General features: G+C 59.7%; 19 protein-coding genes, 5 tRNA genes, 1 pseudogene and 1 riboswitch. Of the genes and pseudogenes, 18 read left to right on the forward strand and 7 right to left on the reverse strand.

The features are described 5' to 3' along the window. The first annotated feature begins 23 nt into the window (after window positions 1–23). The 6 genes from aruF to astE all read left to right on the forward strand — a co-directional run bounded on the left by aruF (window position 24) and on the right by astE (window position 6,402). Entirely contained in the window at window positions 24–1,043 is a 1,020-nt protein-coding gene (gene aruF / locus L6D82_RS24335) for an arginine/ornithine succinyltransferase subunit alpha (protein ID WP_011335535.1), read from the forward strand. Between the two features lie 51 nt (window positions 1,044–1,094). Further along, window positions 1,095–2,120 carry an arginine N-succinyltransferase gene (gene astA / locus L6D82_RS24340; RefSeq protein WP_064598805.1) on the forward strand — a complete coding sequence of 342 codons (1,026 nt, stop codon included), beginning with the start codon at window positions 1,095–1,097 and terminating at the stop codon, window positions 2,118–2,120. After that, window positions 2,117–3,586 (forward strand): succinylglutamate-semialdehyde dehydrogenase, encoded by a 1,470-nt coding sequence (gene astD, locus L6D82_RS24345; RefSeq protein ID WP_236191846.1) that lies wholly within the window; start codon window positions 2,117–2,119, stop codon window positions 3,584–3,586. The genes astA and astD overlap by 4 nt, the downstream gene beginning before the upstream one ends. Window positions 3,587–3,679: 93 nt before the next feature. Continuing rightward, entirely contained in the window at window positions 3,680–5,026 is a 1,347-nt protein-coding gene (gene astB / locus L6D82_RS24350) for an N-succinylarginine dihydrolase (RefSeq protein ID WP_085745129.1), read from the forward strand. Between the two features lie 62 nt (window positions 5,027–5,088). Next, window positions 5,089–5,379 carry a hypothetical protein gene (locus tag L6D82_RS24355; protein ID WP_064598799.1) on the forward strand — a complete coding sequence of 97 codons (291 nt, stop codon included), beginning with the start codon at window positions 5,089–5,091 and terminating at the stop codon, window positions 5,377–5,379. Window positions 5,380–5,391: 12 nt separating this feature from the next. Next, the gene (gene astE, locus L6D82_RS24360) at window positions 5,392–6,402 is read left to right on the forward strand and encodes a succinylglutamate desuccinylase (RefSeq protein ID WP_085745128.1); all 1,011 of its coding nucleotides are present in this window, start codon (window positions 5,392–5,394) and stop codon (window positions 6,400–6,402) included. 45 nt (window positions 6,403–6,447) lie between these two features. Here astE and L6D82_RS24365 read toward each other — a convergent pair whose 3' ends face one another. Further along, complete coding sequence (locus L6D82_RS24365; RefSeq protein WP_011335530.1) at window positions 6,448–6,957, reverse strand: 6,7-dimethyl-8-ribityllumazine synthase; 510 nt, start codon at window positions 6,955–6,957, stop codon at window positions 6,448–6,450. Between the two features lie 102 nt (window positions 6,958–7,059). Beyond that, window positions 7,060–7,231, reverse strand: a riboswitch (FMN riboswitch). A gap of 198 nt (window positions 7,232–7,429) precedes the next feature. Here L6D82_RS24365 and ltaE point away from each other — a divergent pair. From ltaE to L6D82_RS24405, 8 genes are all read left to right on the forward strand, one after another. Continuing rightward, window positions 7,430–8,434, forward strand: coding sequence for a low-specificity L-threonine aldolase (gene ltaE / locus L6D82_RS24370; RefSeq protein ID WP_236191823.1), 1,005 nt, complete (start codon window positions 7,430–7,432; stop codon window positions 8,432–8,434). A gap of 146 nt (window positions 8,435–8,580) precedes the next feature. Further along, window positions 8,581–11,205, forward strand: coding sequence for an alanine--tRNA ligase (gene alaS / locus L6D82_RS24375; protein WP_236191824.1), 2,625 nt, complete (start codon window positions 8,581–8,583; stop codon window positions 11,203–11,205). 90 nt (window positions 11,206–11,295) lie between these two features. Further along, window positions 11,296–12,537 carry an aspartate kinase gene (locus tag L6D82_RS24380; RefSeq protein ID WP_007951048.1) on the forward strand — a complete coding sequence of 414 codons (1,242 nt, stop codon included), beginning with the start codon at window positions 11,296–11,298 and terminating at the stop codon, window positions 12,535–12,537. 186 nt (window positions 12,538–12,723) lie between these two features. Further along, the gene (gene csrA / locus L6D82_RS24385; RefSeq protein WP_002554426.1) at window positions 12,724–12,912 is read left to right on the forward strand and encodes a carbon storage regulator CsrA; all 189 of its coding nucleotides are present in this window, start codon (window positions 12,724–12,726) and stop codon (window positions 12,910–12,912) included. Window positions 12,913–12,974: 62 nt separating this feature from the next. Beyond that, window positions 12,975–13,065, forward strand: a tRNA-Ser gene (locus L6D82_RS24390). A gap of 107 nt (window positions 13,066–13,172) precedes the next feature. Then, window positions 13,173–13,249, forward strand: a tRNA-Arg gene (locus tag L6D82_RS24395). Window positions 13,250–13,321: 72 nt separating this feature from the next. After that, window positions 13,322–13,398: transfer RNA gene (locus L6D82_RS24400), tRNA-Arg, on the forward strand. Window positions 13,399–13,470: 72 nt separating this feature from the next. Further along, window positions 13,471–13,547 (forward strand) — tRNA-Arg (locus L6D82_RS24405). A gap of 19 nt (window positions 13,548–13,566) precedes the next feature. Here the strand turns inward: L6D82_RS24405 and L6D82_RS24410 are convergent. After that, window positions 13,567–14,085, reverse strand: a complete 519-nt coding sequence (locus L6D82_RS24410) for a cell envelope protein SmpA (RefSeq protein ID WP_085745125.1) — start codon at window positions 14,083–14,085, stop codon at window positions 13,567–13,569. 320 nt (window positions 14,086–14,405) lie between these two features. Between L6D82_RS24410 and mgtE the strand changes: the two genes are divergently transcribed. After that, on the forward strand, window positions 14,406–15,848 hold the full coding sequence (gene mgtE / locus L6D82_RS24415; RefSeq protein ID WP_007960287.1) for a magnesium transporter: 1,443 nt from the start codon (window positions 14,406–14,408) through the stop codon (window positions 15,846–15,848). Window positions 15,849–15,964: 116 nt separating this feature from the next. Here the strand turns inward: mgtE and L6D82_RS24420 are convergent, their stop codons facing one another. Next, entirely contained in the window at window positions 15,965–16,291 is a 327-nt protein-coding gene (locus tag L6D82_RS24420; RefSeq protein WP_003178899.1) for an Arc family DNA-binding protein, read from the reverse strand. Window positions 16,292–16,680: 389 nt separating this feature from the next. Between L6D82_RS24420 and phnN the strand changes: the two genes are divergently transcribed. Beyond that, on the forward strand, window positions 16,681–17,250 hold the full coding sequence (gene phnN / locus L6D82_RS24425) for a phosphonate metabolism protein/1,5-bisphosphokinase (PRPP-forming) PhnN (RefSeq protein WP_236191825.1): 570 nt from the start codon (window positions 16,681–16,683) through the stop codon (window positions 17,248–17,250). Here the strand turns inward: phnN and L6D82_RS24430 are convergent. Next, window positions 17,225–17,404, reverse strand: a complete 180-nt coding sequence (locus L6D82_RS24430; protein ID WP_085745123.1) for a PA3371 family protein — start codon at window positions 17,402–17,404, stop codon at window positions 17,225–17,227. The genes phnN and L6D82_RS24430 overlap by 26 nt on opposite strands. A 20-nt stretch (window positions 17,405–17,424) precedes the next feature. Further along, window positions 17,425–17,652, reverse strand: coding sequence for a hypothetical protein (locus tag L6D82_RS24435; RefSeq protein ID WP_102688171.1), 228 nt, complete (start codon window positions 17,650–17,652; stop codon window positions 17,425–17,427). A 284-nt stretch (window positions 17,653–17,936) separates the two neighbouring features. Between L6D82_RS24435 and L6D82_RS24440 the strand changes: the two genes are divergently transcribed. After that, window positions 17,937–18,013, forward strand: a tRNA-Arg gene (locus L6D82_RS24440). A 56-nt stretch (window positions 18,014–18,069) separates the two neighbouring features. On the opposite strand, the gene L6D82_RS28865 is transcribed toward L6D82_RS24440, so the two are convergent. Both L6D82_RS28865 and L6D82_RS28870 read right to left on the reverse strand, forming a co-directional pair. Then, the gene (locus L6D82_RS28865; protein WP_404943279.1) at window positions 18,070–18,933 is read right to left on the reverse strand and encodes a methyl-accepting chemotaxis protein; all 864 of its coding nucleotides are present in this window, start codon (window positions 18,931–18,933) and stop codon (window positions 18,070–18,072) included. Then, window positions 18,928–19,719: pseudogene (locus L6D82_RS28870) on the reverse strand (MCP four helix bundle domain-containing protein); the annotation flags it as partial. The gene L6D82_RS28865 and the pseudogene L6D82_RS28870, both read right to left, overlap by 6 nt. 355 nt (window positions 19,720–20,074) lie before the next feature. Between L6D82_RS28870 and L6D82_RS24450 the strand changes: the two are divergent. Next, window positions 20,075–21,475, forward strand: coding sequence for a cytochrome c (locus L6D82_RS24450; protein WP_236191826.1), 1,401 nt, complete (start codon window positions 20,075–20,077; stop codon window positions 21,473–21,475). Window positions 21,476–21,478 lie beyond the last annotated feature (3 nt).

Here is a 21,478-nt window from a genome sequence, read left to right on the forward strand (position 1 = left end):
GAAGTAGAGAAAGGAGTGACACCATGCTGGTGATGCGCCCCGCGCAAATGGCTGATCTGGGCGAGGTACAGCGTCTGGCTGCGGACAGCCCGATTGGTGTCACTTCCTTGCCGGATGACGTTGAACGCCTGAGCGACAAGATCGCTGCGAGCGAAGCTTCGTTTGCCGCCGAAGTGAGCTTCAACGGCGAAGAGAGTTACTTCTTCGTCCTCGAAGACACCGCCACCGGCAAACTGGTAGGCTGCTCGGCAATCGTTGCTTCGGCCGGTTATTCCGAGCCGTTCTACAGCTTTCGCAACGAGACCTTCGTGCACGCTTCCCGCGAGCTGAAGATCCACAACAAGATCCACGTGCTTTCGCAGTGCCACGACCTGACCGGCAACAGCTTGCTGACCAGTTTCTACGTGCAGCGCGAGCTGGTGGGTTCACCGTGGTCTGAGCTCAACTCCCGTGGTCGTCTGCTGTTCGTCGCCAGCCATCCTGAGCGGTTCGCCGATTCGGTGGTGACCGAGATCGTCGGTTACAGCGACGAGAACGGCGACTCGCCATTCTGGGACGCCATCGGTCGCAACTTCTTCGACCTGAACTACGCCGAGGCCGAGCGTCTGTGTGGCCTGAAAAGCCGGACGTTCCTCGCCGAGCTGATGCCGCATTACCCGATCTACGTGCCGCTGCTGCCGGACTCCGCTCAGGAAGCGATGGGCCAGGTACACCCGCGTGCGCAGATCACCTTCGACATCCTGATGCGCGAAGGCTTCGAGACCGATCACTACATTGACATCTTCGACGGTGGCCCGACCCTGCATGCGCGTGTCTCGGGGATCCGTTCGATCGCCCAGAGCCGCGTGGTGCCGGTGAAACTCGGCGAGCCGGTCAAAGGTGCCGGGCGCCAGTATCTGGTGGCCAACGCCCAGTTGCAGGATTACCGCGCGGTATTGCTGGAGCTGGATTACGCGCCGGGCAAGCCGGTGACTCTGGATCTGGAAGCGGCCGAAGCCCTGGGCGTCGGTGAAGGTGCCAGCGTGCGCCTGGTGGCGGTTTAACGCCTTAGCGAGTTTCACGGGTGGCCACGGCGGCCCGTTTGAGGAGATAGCATGATTGTTCGTCCCGTACGCAGCAGCGATTTGTCCGCTCTGATCGACCTGGCCCGCAGCACCGGCACCGGCCTGACCACCTTGCCGGCCAACGAAGAGCGCCTGACCCACCGGGTCGGCTGGGCCGAGAAGACCTTTCGCGGTGAAGCCGGCCGTGGCGACGCGGACTACCTGTTCGTGCTCGAAGACGACAACGGTCGCGTGGTGGGGATTTCCGCCATCGCCGGCGCCGTCGGTCTGCGCGAGCCTTGGTACAACTTCCGTGTCGGCCTGACCGTCAGCGCCTCGCAGGAACTGAACATCTATCGCGAGATCCCGACGCTGTTCCTGGCCAACGACCTGACCGGCAACTCCGAGCTGTGCTCGCTGTTCCTGCACGCTGACTACCGCACCGGCCTCAACGGCCGCATGCTGTCCAAGGCGCGGATGCTGTTCATCGCCGAATTCCCGCAACTGTTCGGCAACAAGATCATCGCCGAGATGCGCGGCGTGTCGGATGACGCTGGCCGTTCGCCGTTCTGGGAAAGCCTGGGCCGTCACTTCTTCAAGATGGAATTCAGCCAGGCCGATTACCTGACCGGTGTCGGCAACAAGGCGTTCATTGCCGAACTGATGCCGAAATTCCCGCTGTACACCTGCTTCCTGTCGCCGGACGCGCGCAACGTCATCGGCCAGGTGCACCCGGACACCGAGCCGGCGCTGGCGATGCTCAAGAGCGAAGGTTTCAGTTATCAGGGTTACGTCGACATCTTCGATGCCGGCCCGGCCATCGAGTGCGAGACCAGCAAGATCCGCGCGGTGCGTGACAGCGAAGCGCTGGTGCTGGCCATCGGCACGCCGGGCGACGACGCCACGCCGTTCATCATCCATAACCGCAAACGCGAAGACTGCCGCATCACGGCGGCGCCGGCCCGTCTGGCCGCCGGCACGCTGGTGGTCGATCCGCTGACCGCCAAACGTCTTCAACTCAACGCTGGCGATCAGGTTCGCGCCGTGGCGTTGTCCGCTGCCCGGGAGTCGAAATAATGAATTCGCTATACATCGCAGGTGAGTGGCTGGCCGGTCAGGGCGAGGCCTTTCAATCGCTGAACCCGGTAACCCAGCAAGTGCTGTGGTCGGGGGAGGGCGCTACCGCCGCTCAGGTCGAGTCGGCCGTGCAGGCTGCGCGTCAGGCGTTCCCGGGCTGGGCCCGGCGTACCCTGGAAGATCGCATCAGCGTGCTCGAAGCGTTCGCCACTGCACTGAAAAATCACGCCGACGAACTGGCCCGCACCATCGGTGAGGAAACCGGCAAACCGCTGTGGGAAGCCGCGACCGAAGTCACCAGCATGGTCAACAAGATTGCGATCTCGGTGCAGAGCTACCGCGAACGTACCGGCGAGAAGAGCGGCCCGCTGGGCGACGCCACCGCCGTGTTGCGCCACAAGCCCCACGGCGTGGTCGCGGTGTTCGGCCCTTACAACTTCCCTGGCCATTTGCCGAACGGCCACATCGTGCCGGCGCTGCTGGCCGGTAACAGCGTGCTGTTCAAGCCAAGCGAGCTGACCCCGAAAGTCGCCGAGCTGACGGTCAAGTGCTGGATCGAAGCCGGTCTGCCGGCCGGCGTGCTGAACCTGCTGCAAGGCGCCCGCGAAACCGGGATCGCTCTGGCGGCGAACCCGGGCATCGACGGTCTGTTCTTCACCGGTTCAAGCCGTACTGGCAATCACCTGCACCAGCAGTTCGCCGGTCGCCCGGACAAGATCCTCGCGCTGGAAATGGGTGGTAACAACCCGCTGGTGGTCGATCAGGTCGCCGACCTCGACGCCGCGGTGTACACGATCATTCAGTCGGCGTTCATTTCTGCCGGTCAGCGTTGCACCTGCGCCCGTCGTCTGCTGGTGCCGGAAGGCGCGTGGGGCGACAGCCTGCTCAAGCGTCTGGTGGAAGTCAGCTCGACCATAGAGGTCGGCGCGTTCGATCAGCAGCCGGCACCGTTCATGGGCTCGGTGGTTTCCCTTGGTGCGGCGAAAGCGTTGATGGATGCCCAGGCGCATCTGCTGGCCAATGGCGCGGTGTCGTTGCTGGCGATGACGCAGCCGCAGGCCCAGTCGGCGCTGCTGACCCCAGGCATCGTGGATGTGACGGCGGTTGCCGATCGCTCCGACGAAGAACTGTTCGGCCCGTTGCTGCAAGTGATCCGCTACGCCGATTTCGCGGCGGCGATTGCCGAAGCCAACGACACAGCATTTGGTCTGGCCGCAGGTCTGCTGTCGGATTCCGAAGAGCGCTACCAGCAGTTCTGGCTGGAAAGCCGTGCCGGGATCGTCAACTGGAACAAGCAGCTGACCGGTGCTGCGAGCAGCGCACCGTTCGGCGGTGTCGGCGCCTCGGGCAACCACCGCGCCAGTGCCTACTACGCGGCGGATTACTGCGCGTACCCGGTGGCCTCGCTGGAAACTCCAAGTCTGGTGTTGCCGGCGGCCCTGACGCCTGGCGTGAAGATGGCGTGATGCTAATCGCCAGCCTGCTGGCGATGGCCGCGCCGCGGTCTCAAAGAATAGTTACTGAAGCCTATAACAACAGATTCTCGTGGAGCCTCGCTGATGAAATCCTATGAAGTCAATTTTGACGGTCTAGTGGGGCCGACCCATAACTACGGTGGTCTGTCCTACGGCAACGTTGCGTCCCAGAGCAACAGCCAGCAGTCTTCGAACCCGAAGGAAGCGGCGCTGCAAGGCCTGGCGAAAATGAAAGCGCTGATGGAAATGGGCTTTCAGCAGGGCGTTCTCGCACCGCAAGAGCGTCCGGATGTGGCTGCCTTGCGCCGTCTGGGTTTCAGCGGCACCGACGCTCAGGTGATCGAGCGTGCCGCCAAAGAAGCGATGCCGCTGCTGGTCGCCAGTTGCTCGGCGTCGAGCATGTGGGTGGCCAACGCCGCCACGGTCAGCCCGAGTGCCGACACCGCTGACGGTCGCGTGCACTTCACCGCCGCCAACCTGAACTGCAAATACCACCGCAGCATTGAGCACCCGACCACCAGTCGCGTGCTGGGCGCGATGTTCGCCAATCAGCAGCACTTCGCGCACCACGCCGCATTGCCGGCGGTGGCGCAGTTCGGTGACGAAGGCGCAGCCAACCACACGCGTTTCTGCCGTGAGTACGGCGAGGCCGGTGTCGAGTTCTTCGTGTTCGGTCGCAGTGCGTTCGACACCCGCTACCCGGCGCCGCAGAAATACCCGGCGCGTCAGACCCTCGAAGCGTCGCAAGCGGTCGCTCGTTTGCACGGTCTGCGTGACGACGGCGTGGTCTACGCGCAACAGAATCCTGCGGTGATCGATCAGGGCGTGTTCCACAACGACGTGATCGCGGTGGGCAACGGCGAGGTGCTGTTCTATCACGAGGACGCGTTCCTCGACACCGATCAGATGCTGGCTGAGCTGCAAGCCAAACTGGCCAAGGTCGGCGGCAACTTCCAGTCGGTCTGCGTGCCGCGTTCGGCGGTCACCGTCGACGACGCGGTGCGTTCCTACCTGTTCAACAGCCAGCTGCTGTCGCGCCCTGACGGCTCTATGCTGCTGATCGTGCCGGAAGAGTGCCGTGGCAACGAGCGCGTGTGGAATTACCTGCAAAGCCTGACCAGCTCCGGCGGCCTGATCCGTGAAGTAAAAGTCTTCGACCTCAAGCAAAGCATGCAGAACGGCGGTGGCCCGGCGTGCCTGCGTCTGCGTGTCGCGCTCAACGAAACCGAGCTGGCGGCCGTCAACCCAGGGGTTATCATGACCGCCCCGTTGTACGGTTCGTTGACCGAATGGGTTGAAAAGCACTACCGCGACCGCCTGACCGAAAGTGACCTGGCGGATCCGCAGTTGCTGCTTGAATGCCGGACGGCACTGGATGAACTGACGCAAATCCTTAAACTGGGCGCGGTTTATCCATTCCAGATCAATTGATGGCCGGCGCGCCGCCTGAACGTGGCGCGCGGCTTGTCTCCCCAACAGAGCGTAAAAAAGACATGAGCGATTCCCTGCGGCTGATCCTTGAAGACACCGACGGCAAGCAACTGGAAACTTCCTGCACCCGCGTCGCGGTCATGTGGCAAGGCAAAGAGCTGTGGATCCAGCAGGACGGCCGCGGCCAACTGTTGATCGGCGTGGACGTCGAAGAGGGCGACGAAGAGTACGCCAACCTGCTGTTGCGCCCATTGGCGACTAATCTGGTAAGTCTGCAACTGGAGATGGAACCGGCTGACCTCGGCGACGATGACGGTCACGTGCACGGCCCGGATTGCAATCACGACCACTAAGGAAACCGCTCTATGCTCGCCCTCGGCAAACTGCTTGAACTGACCCTCGCCGGCCGCGAACCGGCGGAGAAGACTCAACTGACTGTCGAAGGCGTGCGCATGCGCTGGTTGAGCGAGGGGGCGCTGGAAGTCCGGCCACCCGAAGCGCGCGACAATGGCCTGGATCTGCTGCTGTCGGCAGGTATCCACGGCAATGAAACGGCACCGATCGAATTGCTCGACCGGTTGCTGCATGACATCGCCCGCGGCGATCTGAAGCCGCGCGCACGCATTCTGTTCCTGTTCGGCAACCCGGAAGCGATTCGCAAGGGCGAACGTTTCGTCGAGCAGGACGTCAATCGGCTGTTCAACGGCCGTCACGAACAAAGCAGCGGTTCCGAAGCCCTGCGCGCCTGCGAGCTGGAACGTCTGGCGGCAAGCTTCTTCAGCCTTCCTGACCGTCAGCGCCTGCACTACGACCTGCACACCGCAATTCGCGGTTCGAAAATCGAGCAGTTCGCCTTGTATCCGTGGAAGGAAGGTCGCCAGCATTCCCGTCTTGAGCTGGCCCGCCTGCGCGCGGCCGGCATGGAGGCGGTGCTGTTGCAGAACAAGCCGTCGATCGTGTTCAGCTCCTACACCTACGACAAGCTGGGGGCCGAGTCCTTCACGCTGGAGCTGGGCAAGGCGCGGCCGTTCGGGCAGAACGCCGGGGTCAATGTGTCACTGCTGGAAACCCGCCTGAAGCAGATCATCGAAGGCACTGAGCCGGAAATGGCAGAGCAGGACCTGGACGGTCTGCAACTGTTCAGCGTGGCACGGGAAATCATCAAGCACAGCGATGCGTTCCGCCTGAACCTGCCGGCGGACATCGAAAACTTTTCGGAACTGGATGTGGGTTATGTGCTGGCCGAAGACCTGGCCAATACCCGCTGGATCATCGAAGAGCAGGGCGCGCGGATCATCTTCCCCAACCCCAAGGTCAAGAACGGCCTGCGGGCGGGCATTCTGATCGTGCCGACCACTGACGAAAATCTTGCCTGAAACTGAACCTCCCCCACGCCGCGCGCGGGGGAGATCGTTATTGCATCAGACCGCTACAGCACGCGGCTCGGTGCGGCGCAATGCACGCACTTTCTGCAACGTATCGGCGCAGGTCTTCGCCGCTTCCTGACCTTTGTGCACGAAATGCTCGAAGAAGAACTTCTGGTGTTCTTCGCCGGCATGGAAGTGGTGCGGGGTCAGCGACACCGAGAACACCGGCACTTCGGTTTCCAGCTGCACCTGCATCAGGCCGCTGACGACCGACTGGGCAACGAACTCGTGACGGTAGATTCCGCCGTCCACCACCAGGGCGGCGGCAACGATACCGGCATAACGACCGGTCTTGGCCAGCAGCTTGGCGTGCAGAGGCATTTCAAAGGCGCCGCCGACTTCGAAGAAATCGATGTCCGATTCCTGATACCCCTGAGCGATCATTTCGGCGAGGAAACCCTTACGGCTCTGGTCGACGATTTCCTTGTGCCAGCAGGCCTGGATGAACGCGACGCGCTCGCCGTGAGTGTGTTTGCTTTTGCTGTCGATAGCGGTGGGTTGCATGTTCTGACTCCTGTTTGTGTGAAAAACAGGGCGTTATGAATCGAAAGGGATTCAAGGGTACGCACGCTCGCGCGAACACGGCGGACGGCCCTTTGGCGTCAATCCCGTTCTCTCTTCATCCGGACTATGACCGTCGGCCCCGGAATCACACCGGGTCTGCTGACCTTGCCGCCGCTCACGGTTTTTGCCGTGCCTGACACCAAGCGCTCGCGGGCTATGCGCATTGCGCGCAATTACCGCCGGTGGGGAATTGCACCCCGCCCTGAGAACGTTTCGCCGCCCTTTATCGGGCGGCGCAGCGTTTTTAACACAGATTGCCGGGCTGTGCATTGCGCCTTTGTGATGATTGCCATCGGATTTTTCGAAGCACAGGAAACGACTTTTCCTTGCGCGAGGGTTGATTAATCCGCGCCGTGCCCGCAGTAATTCACCTTCGTAAAGGGATTTCCCCAGCTGACTTGAGGCCAGGTTCATGAGCGTTATCGATCTTCGCAGCGACACCGTCACTCAACCGACCCCCGCCATGCTTGACGCGATGACCCGCGCCGACACCGGCGATGACGTGTATGGCGAAGATCCGACGGTCAATCGTCTGGAAGCCGAACTGGCAAAACGGCTGGGTTTCGCCGCCGCGCTGTTCGTCCCGACCGGGACCATGAGCAACCTGCTGGGCCTGATGGCACACTGCGAGCGCGGTGACGAATACATCGTCGGTCAGCAGGCGCACACCTATAAGTACGAGGGCGGCGGCGCAGCGGTACTCGGTTCGATTCAGCCACAGCCGCTGGAAGTGCAGGCCGACGGCTCGCTGGACCTGGATCAGGTGGCCGCGGCGATCAAGCCCGACGATTTCCACTTCGCCCGTACGTGCCTGCTGGCGCTGGAAAACACCATGCAGGGCAAAGTGTTGCCGCTGGACTATCTGGCCCGGGCCCACCAGTTCACTCGGGACAACGGCCTGCAACTGCATCTGGACGGCGCGCGGCTGTACAACGCGGCGGTCAAGCTCGGGGTCGATGCCCGGGAAATCACCCAATATTTTGATTCGGTCTCGGTGTGCCTGTCCAAAGGCCTCGGCGCGCCGGTCGGTTCGGTGCTGTGCGGTTCGTCGGCGTTGATTGCAAAGGCCCGGCGCCTGCGCAAAATGGTCGGTGGCGGCATGCGTCAGGCTGGATTGCTGGCGGCGGCCGGGCTGTACGCGCTGGATCACAACGTCGAGCGTCTGGCGGATGACCATGCCAACGCCCAGTATCTGGCTGAAGGCCTGCGCGAGGCCGGTTTCAGCGTCGAGCCGGTGCAGACCAACATGGTTTACGTGCAGATGGGCGACCGTGCCGAGGCGATCAAGGCTTTCGCTGCCGAGCGCGGGATCAAATTGAGCGCTGCCGCCCGCCTGCGGATGGTCACGCACATGGACGTCAATCGCTCGCAAATCGAGCAAGTGATCGCGACATTCGTCGAGTTTTCGCGCAAGTGACAGCGTTAGCCACCCAATTGACCGTTTCTATCGTATAAACACGCTGTACCCCGCGCGCAGGGCCGATATAATGCGGCCCTTTGCCGTCGTTTCGTCTGTTGACGTTTCGTACAGGCCTTTGGCCGCAGCCTCCGTGGAAGAACCTAATGAAAAGCGCAGAAATCCGTGAAGCCTTCCTTCGCTTCTTCGAAGAGCAAGGCCACACCCGTGTAGCCTCCAGCTCTTTGATTCCGGGCAACGACCCAACCCTGCTGTTCACCAACGCGGGGATGAACCAGTTCAAGGACTGCTTCCTGGGCCAGGAAAAGCGCGCGTACACCCGCGCCGTCTCCAGCCAGAAATGCGTGCGCGCCGGCGGCAAGCACAACGACCTGGAAAACGTCGGTTACACCGCCCGTCACCACACCTTCTTCGAAATGCTGGGTAACTTCAGCTTCGGCGACTACTTCAAGCGTGATGCCATCACCTACGCCTGGAACTTCCTGACCTCCGAGAAGTGGCTGAACCTGCCGAAGGAAAAACTGTGGGTCACCGTCTACGCCAGCGATGACGAGGCCTACGACATCTGGACCAAGGAAGTCGGTGTGCCGGCCGAGCGCATGGTGCGCATCGGCGACAACAAGGGCGCGCCATACGCCTCCGACAACTTCTGGACCATGGGCGATACCGGCCCGTGCGGTCCTTGCACCGAGATTTTCTACGATCACGGCGCCGACATCTGGGGCGGCCCACCGGGCTCGCCAGAAGAAGACGGCGACCGTTACATCGAAATCTGGAACAACGTATTCATGCAGTTCAACCGCACCGCCGATGGCGTGTTGCACCCGCTGCCAGCCCCGTCGGTGGACACCGGCATGGGTCTTGAGCGGATCAGTGCCGTGCTGCAGCACGTTCACTCGAACTATGAAATCGACCTGTTCCAGAGCCTGCTGGCCGCATCGGCCAAGGCCATCGGCTGCACCAACGACGCTCAGGCGTCGCTGAAAGTCGTGGCTGACCACATTCGTTCCTGCGGCTTCCTGATTGCCGACGGCGTGTTGCCGTCCAACGAAGGTCGCGGTTACGTACTGCGCCGGATCATCCGTCGCGCTTGCCGTCACGGCAACAAGCTGGGCGCCAAGGGCAGCTTCTTCTATCAGATCGTTGCCGCACTCGTGGCCGAGATGGGCGAAGCGTTCCCGGAGCTGAAATTCCAGCAGGCGCACATCGAGCGCGTACTGAAAGCCGAAGAAGAGCAGTTCGCCAAGACCCTGGAGCAGGGCCTGAAAATCCTCGAGCAGGATCTGGCCGAGCTCAAAGGCGACGTGGTTCCAGGCGACGTGGTGTTCAAACTCTACGATACCTACGGTTTCCCGATGGACCTGACCGCGGACATCGCCCGCGAGCGCAGCCTGACCATCGACGAAGCCGGTTTCGAGCGTGAAATGGAAGCCCAGCGCGTCCGTGCACGTTCCGCCAGCTCGTTCGGTCTGGACTACAACAGCCTGGTCAAGGTTGACGTCGATACCGAGTTCACCGGTTATCACGCCACCAGCGGTTCGGCGAAAGTCGTTGCTCTCTATAGAGATGGCCAGTCCGTGGACGTCTTGAGTGAAGGGCAGGAAGGCGTTGTGGTGCTGAACCAGACCCCGTTCTACGCCGAATCCGGTGGCCAGGTCGGCGATTGCGGTTACCTGCAGGCCGGCAACAGCCGTTTCGACGTGCGCGACACCACCAAGACCGGCGGCGCGTTCCTGCACCACGGCGTACTGGCGTCGGGCAGCCTGATCGTTGGCGCACCGGTGGAAACCCACGTCGAAGCTGACGTGCGTCACGCCACTTCGCTGAACCACTCGGCCACTCACCTGCTGCACGCTGCGTTGCGCAAAGTGCTGGGCGACCACGTTCAACAGAAAGGTTCTTTGGTCGACAGTCAGCGCCTGCGTTTCGACTTCAGCCACTTCGAAGCGATCAAGCCTGAGCAGATCAAGGCGCTGGAAGACATCGTCAACGCCGAGATTCGCAAGAACTCCGCCGTTGAAACCGAAGAAACCGACATCGAAACCGCCAAGCAGAAGGGCGCGATGGCGCTGTTTGGCGAGAAGTACGGCGACAACGTGCGCGTGCTGAGCATGGGCGGTGATTTCTCCGTCGAACTGTGCGGCGGTATCCACGCCAACCGTACCGGCGACATCGGCCTGCTGAAAATCATCAGCGAAGGCGGTGTGGCATCGGGTGTGCGTCGTATTGAAGCGGTCACCGGCGCTGCGGCGCTGGCTTACTTGAACGCTGCTGAAGAACAACTCAAGGAAGCGGCCAGCCTGGTCAAGGGCAGCCGCGACAACCTGATCGACAAGCTGTCGGCTGTGCTGGAGCGCAACCGTGCGCTTGAGAAGCAGCTCGAGCAGTTGCAGGCCAAGGCCGCTGCTGCCGCTGGCGACGATCTGTCGGCTTCGGCCGTGGACGTCAAGGGCGTGAAAGTGCTGGCCGTGCGTCTGGATGGTCAGGACGGCAAGGCGCTGCTGGCGCTGGTCGATCAGCTGAAAAACAAACTCGGCCGCGCAGTGATCCTGCTCGGCAGTGTCCATGAGGAAAAGGTCGTACTGGTTGCAGGCGTAACCAAGGACCTGACTGGCCAACTCAAAGCCGGTGATTTGATGAAACAGGCTGCTGCGGCAGTGGGCGGGAAGGGCGGTGGTCGTCCGGACATGGCGCAGGGCGGCGGTGTCGACGCCGGCGCACTGGATGGCGCACTGGCGCTGACCGTCCCATTTGTCGAGCAGGGTTTATAAGACGGCCCGTCGGGCCCGCAGTCTAGTGGCGGGCCCGGCGGCTGTTTGAGTGATTATTGGGCGCCCTTCATGGGCAGAGGCGGCTTTGAAATGGCTTTGATCGTACAGAAATTTGGAGGCACCTCGGTCGGCACTGTCGAGAGAATCGAGCAGGTCGCCGACAAGGTTAAGAAATTCCGCGATGCCGGCGATGACCTGGTGGTTGTGCTGTCTGCAATGAGCGGCGAAACCAACCGTCTGATCGATCTGGCCAAGCAAATCAGTGGCGAAGATCAACCGGTTCCACGTGAACTGGACGTGATCGTTTCCACCGGTGAGCAGGTGACGATCGCCCTGTTGGCCATGGCGCTGATCAAGCGCGGTGTGCCGGCGGTGTCGTACACCGGCAACCAGGTGCGGATCCTGACGGACAGCGCGCACAATAAAGCGCGTATCTTGCAGATTGATGACCAGAAGATTCGCGGTGACCTGAAAGCAGGTCGCGTGGTGGTGGTCGCTGGTTTCCAGGGCGTCGACGAGCACGGCAACATCACGACCCTGGGTCGTGGTGGTTCCGACACCACCGGTGTGGCGCTGGCCGCTGCGCTGAAGGCTGACGAGTGCCAGATCTACACCGACGTCGATGGTGTCTACACCACTGACCCGCGTGTGGTATCGGTTGCTCAGCGTCTGGACAAGATCACCTTTGAAGAGATGCTGGAAATGGCCAGCCTCGGTTCCAAGGTGCTGCAGATCCGCGCGGTGGAATTCGCCGGCAAGTACAACGTTCCGCTGCGCGTACTGCACAGCTTCAAGGAGGGTCCGGGCACCCTCATTACTATTGATGAAGAGGAAACCATGGAACAGCCGATCATTTCCGGCATCGCTTTCAACCGCGATGAAGCCAAGCTGACCATCCGTGGCGTGCCAGACACCCCGGGCGTGGCGTTCAAGATTCTCGGCCCGATCAGTGCCGCGAACATCGAAGTCGACATGATCGTGCAGAACGTCGCGCACGATAACACCACTGACTTCACCTTCACCGTGCACCGCAACGACTACCAGTCTGCGCAGACCGTGCTGGAAAACACCGCTCGCGAGATCGGTGCCCGTGAAGTGGTTGGCGACACCAAGATTGCCAAGGTCTCGATCGTCGGCGTCGGCATGCGTTCCCACGCAGGCGTGGCCAGCCGCATGTTTGAATCCCTGGCAAAAGAAAGCATCAACATCCAGATGATCTCGACCTCGGAAATCAAGGTTTCCGTAGTGATCGAAGAGAAGTACCTGGAACTGGCCGTGCGCGCCCTGCACACGGCTTTCGAACTCGACGCTCCGGCCCGTCAGGGCGAGTGATGCGTTGTCTGAAGGGCGCGGTCTGACCGCGCCCTTTATTTTTTGAATGGCGTGGGCCCTGAACTGTTCTTTTGCTCGCGCTGGTCAATACTCAGGCATGTAGGGCTACGATCGCTCCGGTTGTAGGTCGGGTGCCTTTTTTTTGCAGACTGTTGTCCCTGAAATGATTCGCGTGAGGAGAAAGGTATGCTGATTCTGACTCGTCGGTGCGCAGAAAGCCTGATTATCGGTGATGGCGAAATCACCGTGACCGTGCTCGGCGTTAAAGGAAATCAAGTGCGTATCGGCGTCAACGCCCCGAAAGAGGTGGCCGTGCACCGTGAAGAAATCTATCTGCGTATAAAGAAAGAGAAGGACGAAGAACCAAGCCATTAATTTTTATCGATTTTTATGTTTGCAAACGGGGAAGAAGGTGGTTAATATACGCCCCGTGTTGCGGAGAGCTGGCCGAGTGGCCGAAGGCGCTCCCCTGCTAAGGGAGTACACCTCAAAAGGGTGTCGGGGGTTCGAATCCCCCGTTCTCCGCCATTATTTGCTTAGTACGTTGTAATCTGGCTTTTTCTGTAAGTTATTGAAATTTATAGAAAAAGTGGTTGGAATAGAGATTAGACGGGCTATAATGCGGCGCAACAAATGCACTCGTAGCTCAGCTGGATAGAGTACTCGGCTACGAACCGAGCGGTCACAGGTTCGAATCCTGTCGAGTGCACCATTTAAGAGTCAATTGCAGCGATGCAGATGACTCGGTTTCAACCAGTTGTGATCTGGTCTAAAAACACAAAATGCACTCGTAGCTCAGCTGGATAGAGTACTCGGCTACGAACCGAGCGGTCACAGGTTCGAATCCTGTCGAGTGCACCATTTAAGAGTCAATTGCAGCAATGCGGATGACTTGGTTACAGCCAGTTGTGGTCTGGTCTAAAAACACAAATTGCACTCGTAGCTCAGCTGGATAGAGTACTCGGCTACGAACCGAGCGGTCACAGGTTCGAATCCTGTCGAGTGCACCATATACCGAAAAGCCCGCGTTTAACGCGGGCTTTTTGCTGTCCGGGATTTGGCTTTTCCCGTCACGCATCCTTTCTCATCAAAATCGATTTGAGCACTGCGGCCTCGCTTGAGGTCGTAACGATAACTCGTTGCCGAATTTCGGATGCTCACCTTGTCGGGTTTGCCCAAGGCGCTTTCAACATCCTGTTGGCTCATGCCGGCGATGATTCGTTGATTGATGATCGCCTCGCGTTTCTGTCGCGCGTCGATCAGATCTCCACATTTGTCTTGGGTGCGCCCGACGACGGCCATTTCTCGCTTTCTGATATTCATACCGGATATTTCTTCGTGCCGGGCTTCGGGTATCAGGGTGACTGTGGAGCCAGGCGAGTAGGGGCGAACTTCCTGCAATGAAAGGTGCTCATCGTTCGCGCAGCTCAGCGTGGTGAACGTGACGTGACCATCTGAAGCTTCGCAACGATGAAGTGTCGTTGCGCTCCCGATGGCGGGCAGGCAGAGCAGGGTGGTCAGCATGAATCGGGATGTTTTCGATGGCATTCGGCGTCCTCCATGACGATTGTTCTCAAGCGTAGTCGGCAGTTTTTTCACCGCCGGTGTGTTTTCTTTTCAGGATGCGTCGTCGCAGTGTGAAGGATCAGGACAGTGCTCAGCTTTGTCTCGCAAGCGCTTGTTTCAGCCACTATTTTTTAACGTTTAAAACCGTCAGGCGGTGTATCATTGCGCCCGTCAGCCCCGCCGGGGCTTATGGAAAACCTCCATGGACTTACCCAGTAGTTATTCAGTAACCCGTTTCACCAATCATGAATTGACTGATTGATCCTTCCGGCGTGCCCCGCTGCTGGGAGTGGAGTTCGCCTATGTCCGAAATCGAAGTAAAGAAAACACAGGAAAGCCTGCAGGATCGCCTGGCTCAGGTCGTCGAGCTGCTGCAGCGCCAGCGGGTCGTCGAAGACCTGACTCATCGCCAGGAAGGCCCGCATCATGACCGGGTCGAGAACCTGGTCCACCGGCAAAACCTCGTCGAATTGCAACGCAAGCTCGATGATCTGCACTCCGCCGACGTCGCCTACATTCTTGAAGCCCTGCCGCTGGACGATCGTCTGACGCTCTGGCAACTGGTCAAGGCCGATCGCGACGGCGACATTCTTCTCGAAGTATCCGATTCCGTCCGTGAAACCCTGATCGCCGACATGGACGATCATGAGCTCCTGGCTGCGGCCAAGGACATGGATGCCGACGAACTTGCTGACCTGGCCTCCGAGCTGCCGCGAGACGTCGTCCATGAGCTGATGGAGACTCTGGACCAGCAGCAACGCGAGCGTGTGCGTTCGGCCCTCTCCTACGACGAGGAGCAGGTCGGCGCGCTGATGGACTTCGAGATGGTGACCATCCGTGAGGATGTCAGTCTCGAAGTGGTTCTGCGTTACCTGCGTCGCCTCAAAGAATTGCCGGGCCATACCGACAAACTGTTCGTGGTCGACTACGACGGCGTGCTCAAGGGCGTGCTGCCGATCAAGCGTTTGCTGGTGAATGACCCGGAGAAACAGGTTTCCGAGGTCATGGCCAGTGACCCGGTGAGTTTTCACCCGGACGAGGACGCCTATGACGCCGCTCAGGCGTTCGAACGTTACGACTTGATCTCGGCCCCCGTGGTCGACAAGAACGGCAAGCTGATCGGCCGTCTGACCATCGACGAGATGGTCGACCTGATTCGTGAGGAGAGCGAAAGCGAAGTCCTCAACATGGCGGGTCTGCGTGAAGAGGAAGATATTTTCGCCTCCGTCTGGAAGTCCCTGCGCAACCGTTGGGCGTGGCTGGCGATCAACCTGATCACCGCATTCGTCGCATCGCGGGTGATCGGCCTGTTCGAAGGTTCGATCGAGAAGCTGGTGGCCCTGGCGGCGCTGATGCCGATCGTGGCGGGCATTGGCGGCAACTCCGGCAACCAGACGATTACCATGATCGTTCGCGCCATGGCGCTCGATCAGGTCAGCACCGGCAACACCTCGCGCCTGATGCGCAAAGAGTTGGCCGTGGCGTTGATTAACGGCCTGGTCTGGGGCGGTGTGATCGGTGTGGTCGCTTACTTGCTCTACGGCAGCTGGTCGTTGGGCGTGGTGATGACGGCTGCCATGACGTTGAACCTGTTGCTGGCAGCATTGATGGGGGTATTGATCCCGATGACGCTGGCCAAGATGGGTCGCGATCCGGCGATGGGCGCCAGTGTGATGATCACGGCCATGACCGACAGTGGCGGCTTCTTCATCTTCCTGGGGCTGGCGACGATTTTCCTGCTCTGACCGACTGCATAAAAAACAGCCCGCCAATTGGCGGGCTTTTTTTTCGCCTGTAAGTAGCCCGAATCGCAGGCAAAAAAAAGCCAGCATTCATGCTGGCTTGAGATGTTCGGTTTGACTCAGGATGCGTCTGCGGCCATTTCGGCGTCGTGGGCGATCAGAGAAACCAGCGCGTTCTGCTGGCGATGGGAGAGTTGGCGGAAGCGTTGCAGCAACTCGCGTTCGTGCAGTGACAGCTCCGGGCTGTCCAGGCGCATGCTCAGCTCTTCGCCCAGTGCACCTTCCTGAATAAGACTCTGCTCAAGGCGCGCAATGATCTCGGAGTTCATGCTGCGATGATGATTGCGAGCCACCTCGGCAATGCGTTCACGCATTCCGTCTGGCAGACGTACGACGAACTTGTCAGCCGTACGGCTGGAATAAATTGCCTGTTTCAATGGGCGCATATATTTAACCGGTTAGTTCAGGGGAGCGGTTCTCGGGATTGGCCGCAGGATGAGTGGTAGGACAAGCATCCGCGCCAAATGGTTCAACCTGAATTGTTAAGAGGCGCGCATCATGCCTCAAAATTGCCAGATCATTGGCGTCAATTCTGTGACAAATATTGATCCGGGTAAAGGCGTAATGCCAGCACCAATTATCAGAAATGCGGACTGGTTTGAAAAGAAAGCATCGGCCCGTATCGCTGACCGCGTCCTGAAACATGTCGACTGATGCCCGAAGGCGTCAGAACGTGCATGCTATGCGGGTTGAATCGTTGTTCCTTACCTTGTACAGGATAGTGGCAAATGGCCGATTTACTAGGGGCAAATGCCCGCCGGAGGGCGTTTTCAGGATGGATGGCAGGCTGATTTACCTCATGGGACCTTCCGGCTCTGGCAAGGACAGTCTGATCGAGGCTGCGCGTGAACCTTTACGGGCGTTGAACTGCGAAATCATCAGGCGCGTGATCACTCGTTCGGCCGAATCCATGGGCGAGGATGCGATCGGCGTGACGCCGCAGGAGTTCCAGCAACGTCAGCGTGCAGGCAAGTTCTCGCTGTGGTGGGAGGCCAACGGCCTTTCCTACGGGATTTCTGCGGAGATGGATCAGTGGTTGAAAGCCGGTAAGCACGTCCTGGTGAACGGCTCTCGGGCGAACCTTCGGCAAGCGCTGGAACACTACCCGACGCTAGTGCCGGTGTTGCTCACGGTTCGGGATGATGTCCTGCGTGAGCGCCTGCTCCGGCGGGGCCGGGAGACGCTTGAGCAGATCGATGCGAGGCTGGCCCGTAACACGCTGTTCAAGGACAGGCGTTCAACCGACAGCCCTGTGCACCTGATCGACAACTCGGGCGACCTGGCCGATGCCGTCAATCATTTGCTGGAGCTGGTCAGGTTCAGCGCAATACCGGATCAAACTTGATCTTGCGCCCGGCCACCAGCGCCAATACGAACAGCGCCGAAAAGACGCCGCAACCGATCAGGGGCAGGGATATTTCGGTTTGCTCGAACAGCGAAAAATGCCCGAGGCCACTCAATAAGGCGAGGATCAGAAATCCTGCAGCTGACTTGGACATGCTGTACTCCTGAGGATATTTCAAAAAACCAGACGTTCAGTCGAATGCGCCGGCAACGCCTGTTCAGATTCGCTGACCGCTTGCGGGGCGAAGCTCTGATCGCTCAACACCGCCCATTGCGGCGCCTTCTGCACTTGCAGGTAATGCGGCATGCGCCCGGCCACTTTCTCGTCGTCCTCGGGGACGAAGTGAAAGCCCACCAGGACGGCCAGTGCGATTGCGTTTGCGAACACGAGGGCGCTGTTCATGAGACGAGTCTCCGATTGTTCTTGTATAAGAATCGGTAAAGCAGCCGTCGTGCCAATAGTCTAACCGCTGTTAAATCCTTTAAAAACAAGCATTTAGCAGGGTTTTTCGAAGTGCACGCATTGCATTCTGCAATGATGGCTTTTTGCGGTGATGCAAATTGCACGGTAAAACGTCCGGCACCCTTGCAAGGCGCCTGCCTACACTTAAAAAGCCCTGCGGACGACATGACAAATCAGGGCCCGGCCGTTAACATGCACGCCGTCTGTCGCGCCGACAGATTTGTGTCCCAGTAGCTCAATTGGATAGAGCATCCCCCTCCTAAGGGGAAGGTTGGCAGTTCGAACCTGCCCTGGGACACCATCTATTGAAAAAGCCCCGCGCAGAGTGATCTGGCGGGGCTTTTTGTTTTCAGGAATTTATAAGCGAAAGCGACTGACCAGAGTGTTGAACGACGCCGCCAAGTTGGACAGTTCCTGGGTCGAGGCGCTGGTCTGATGTGCGCCTGCCGCTGTCTGGGTGGAAAGATCCTGAATGTTGACCAGATTTCGGTCCACTTCACGAGCAACGTGTGCCTGTTCTTCCGAGGCTGTGGCGATGACGAGGTTGCGATCATTGATCTGCGAGATGCCGTCGGCAATCAGCTCCAATGCCTGGCCGGTCGCTTGCGCCAGTGACTGGGTTTCGCTGACCAGCGCCTGGCTTTTCCCCATGGCGCCGACGGCTTCGTCTGCACTGTTGCGAACGTCGTTGATCATGCCTTCGATTTCCCCCGTCGAAGCCTGGGTTCTTGCCGCCAGGGCTCGTACCTCGTCGGCGACCACGGCAAAACCTCGACCTTGCTCACCCGCGCGTGCAGCCTCGATGGCGGCGTTAAGCGCCAGCAGATTGGTTTGCTCGGCAATCCCCCGGATGACATCCAGAACCTTGCCGATGTCCCGTACTTTCTCTGCCAGGTCCTTGACCATGGTGGTGGAGGTGGCGATTTCCGTGGTTGCATGGTTGATCGCGGCAACGGCGTTTCGCGCTTGATCGCGTCCATTGCTGGCTTCCCGGCTGGTGGTCTGGGAGGCCTCGGAGGTGGATACCGCATTGCGCGCAACTTCCTCCACGGCGGAGGTCATTTCCGTGACAGCCGTCGCTGCCTGCTGGATCTCGTCGTTCTGACGAATCAGTCCGCGGCTTCCATTGTCAGTGACGGCGGTGAGTTCTTCGGCAGCGGAAGCCAGTTGATCTGCCGCGCTGGCGATCTGCTGAATAGTGCTTTTCAGACTGCCCTGCATCTCGGCCAGGGCCGTGAGCAACTGACCGGCCTCGTCGCGGCCGGTGCTGACGATGTTTTGAGTCAAGTCGCCCCCAGCGATGCTTCGGGCGCTTTCAACGGCTTTGGAGATGGGGCGGCTGATCAGTCGGCTGATGAACAGGCCAAGCAAAATCGCCGCGACAAAGGCCAGCACGATGCCGATGTACAGCGAGGTCTTGGCGGAGGACTCCGTCAGAACCGATCGCTTCGCGGCTTCGCTGACCTGCATGTCGTTGGAGTTGGTCATGATGGTCAATTCGTCCATGACGACGCGGTAGTTTTTCTGCAGATCGCCGAGCAGCAGTTCGCGGCCATTTTCCAGGTCGCCGGCCTTCATCAGGGTCAGATACCTTTGCACGATCGCCTGGTAAACGGGCCAGGCCTTCTCCATCCGGTCACCGGCTGCACGTTCGTCGTCGGCAAGCTCGGTTTTCCGGTATTCGGCAAAGGCTTTTTCGCTCGCCAACTGGTTGGCGCTCATCGAGGCGAGGAATTCGTCTTTGGTGCTCTGTGGCAGGTTGGCGGCAGTGGCGACGTAAAGCCGATACATGTCACGGGTCTGTCCGACAGCCTTGATTTTGGTCTGCGCGATGTTGGCGACGGCGACGAGGTTGTTGCCGAACACCGATCTGAGGCTTGTCGAGAGTTCGGTCACTCCCCGGCTTCCCAGCAGGCCTACCCCCAGGGTGATGAAGGCGCACGCCGCGAAGGCCGTGATCAATTTCGTGGAAAGTCTTGCGTCATTCAACCAACTCATAAGGGGCATCCTGCTGACATGTGGGGGCGGGTCAATATCGAGCGCAGCTCGTAAGCAAATGGCTAGTCGTCGTACATCTTTCGGCTGCGGAGTCCACAACTGTAGGGTTACCAGTTGTTTCTTATTTAAATATATTCTGCATTAAACACCCTTGTAACCAGCGTTTTAGAGCATTCAGCACATACATACAAAAGATGGCACTTGGCCTTTTCTATTTATTGCCAAGTGTTACATTGTGTGGAATATTCCAAAAAATACGTACGACATCGTACCTCCTCGTTCTTGGCTTCCGAGATGACGAGGATGCCGTGTTCGTGATTTCCAGAACCGTGAAAAAAGAACGAAGCAGCCTAGGGTAGGACTCATGTCGCGTCGCATTGATAAAGGGAAACGCAGGGGGTACGCCTTTGCCGGATGGGTCACGCTGTTGATCGCCACCGCCGGAACAGCGAATGGCGAGGCACTCGAAAGCACTGCGTCGGTGGGAAAGCGTCTGGCGGTAGCGGCTGACTGTGTGGCTTGCCATACGGCGCCAGGCGGCAAGGCTTTTGCGGGCGGGTATCCGCTCAGTTCACCGATGGGCACGATCTACTCGACCAACATCACGCCTTCGAAAACGGCGGGCATCGGCAATTACACGTCTGAGCAATTCGCCCGTGCGGTGCGTGACGGGGTGGCGGCCGATGGCACTCGGCTGTACCCGGCGATGCCCTATACCTCTTATTCGAAGATGACCGACAGCGACATTGCTGCGCTCTACGACTACTTCATGCATGAAGTGGCGCCGGTCGATACGCCGAACCAGAAAACCGCTCTGGATTTCCCGTTCAATATTCGTGCATCGATGATTGGCTGGAACGCGCTGTTCCACAGCACGGCGCGCTTTACGCCGGATCCGGCCAAGTCTGCCGAGGTCAACCGTGGCGACTATCTGGTCAACGGCCTGGCTCACTGCGATACCTGCCACACACCGCGCAATGTCCTGATGGCGGCCGACAGCGCAAAACCGTTGGCCGGCGGATCACTGGGCAGTTGGTATGCCCCCAATATCACCTCCGACAACGTCAGCGGCATCGGTGCCTGGTCGAGCGACGAGATCGTGGTCTATCTGCGTACCGGTCACGTCGAGGGCAAGGCCCAGGCGGCGGGGCCGATGGCCGAGGCGGTGGAGAACAGTCTGCAGCATTTGAGCGATGTGGATCTCAAAGCCATTGCGGCGTATCTGCTGCAGACGGCGCCGATCAACAGTGGGGAAACCAAAGCCCGCCACGAGTACGGTCAGGCCTCGGTCGATGAATTGACGCTGCGCGGAGGCAAACCGGGGGATAACCCGGGTTGGCACATATTCAGTGGCACTTGCGCCAACTGCCATCAGCCGAACGGTCAAGGCACGCGGGAATACCCATCGCTGTTTCACAACACCGCCACCAGTCGCAGCGACAACCTGATCGCGACCATCGTGTACGGCGTGCATCGTGAAGTCGACGGTGTGGCCATCGACATGCCGGGTTTCGGCCCTGACGCGCTGTTCACCGACCGCCTGAACGACCAGCAGATTGCCGACGTCAGCAACTACGTGCTGTCGCGCTACGGCAATGCCGACACGATTGTCACCGCCGCCGATGTGGCGCAGGTACGGGACGGTGGTCCCAAGGCACCGCTGGCAGTAATGGCGAAGTTTACGACCCCGGTCATCATTCTCGTGTGCGTGTTGATGGGCCTGGGCGCATGGGCCTTGATTGCACGTCGGCGCAAGGAGGCCTGAGCA

Source organism: Pseudomonas paraglycinae (genome assembly GCF_021601625.1).
Lineage (GTDB): Bacteria > Pseudomonadota > Gammaproteobacteria > Pseudomonadales > Pseudomonadaceae > Aquipseudomonas > Aquipseudomonas paraglycinae.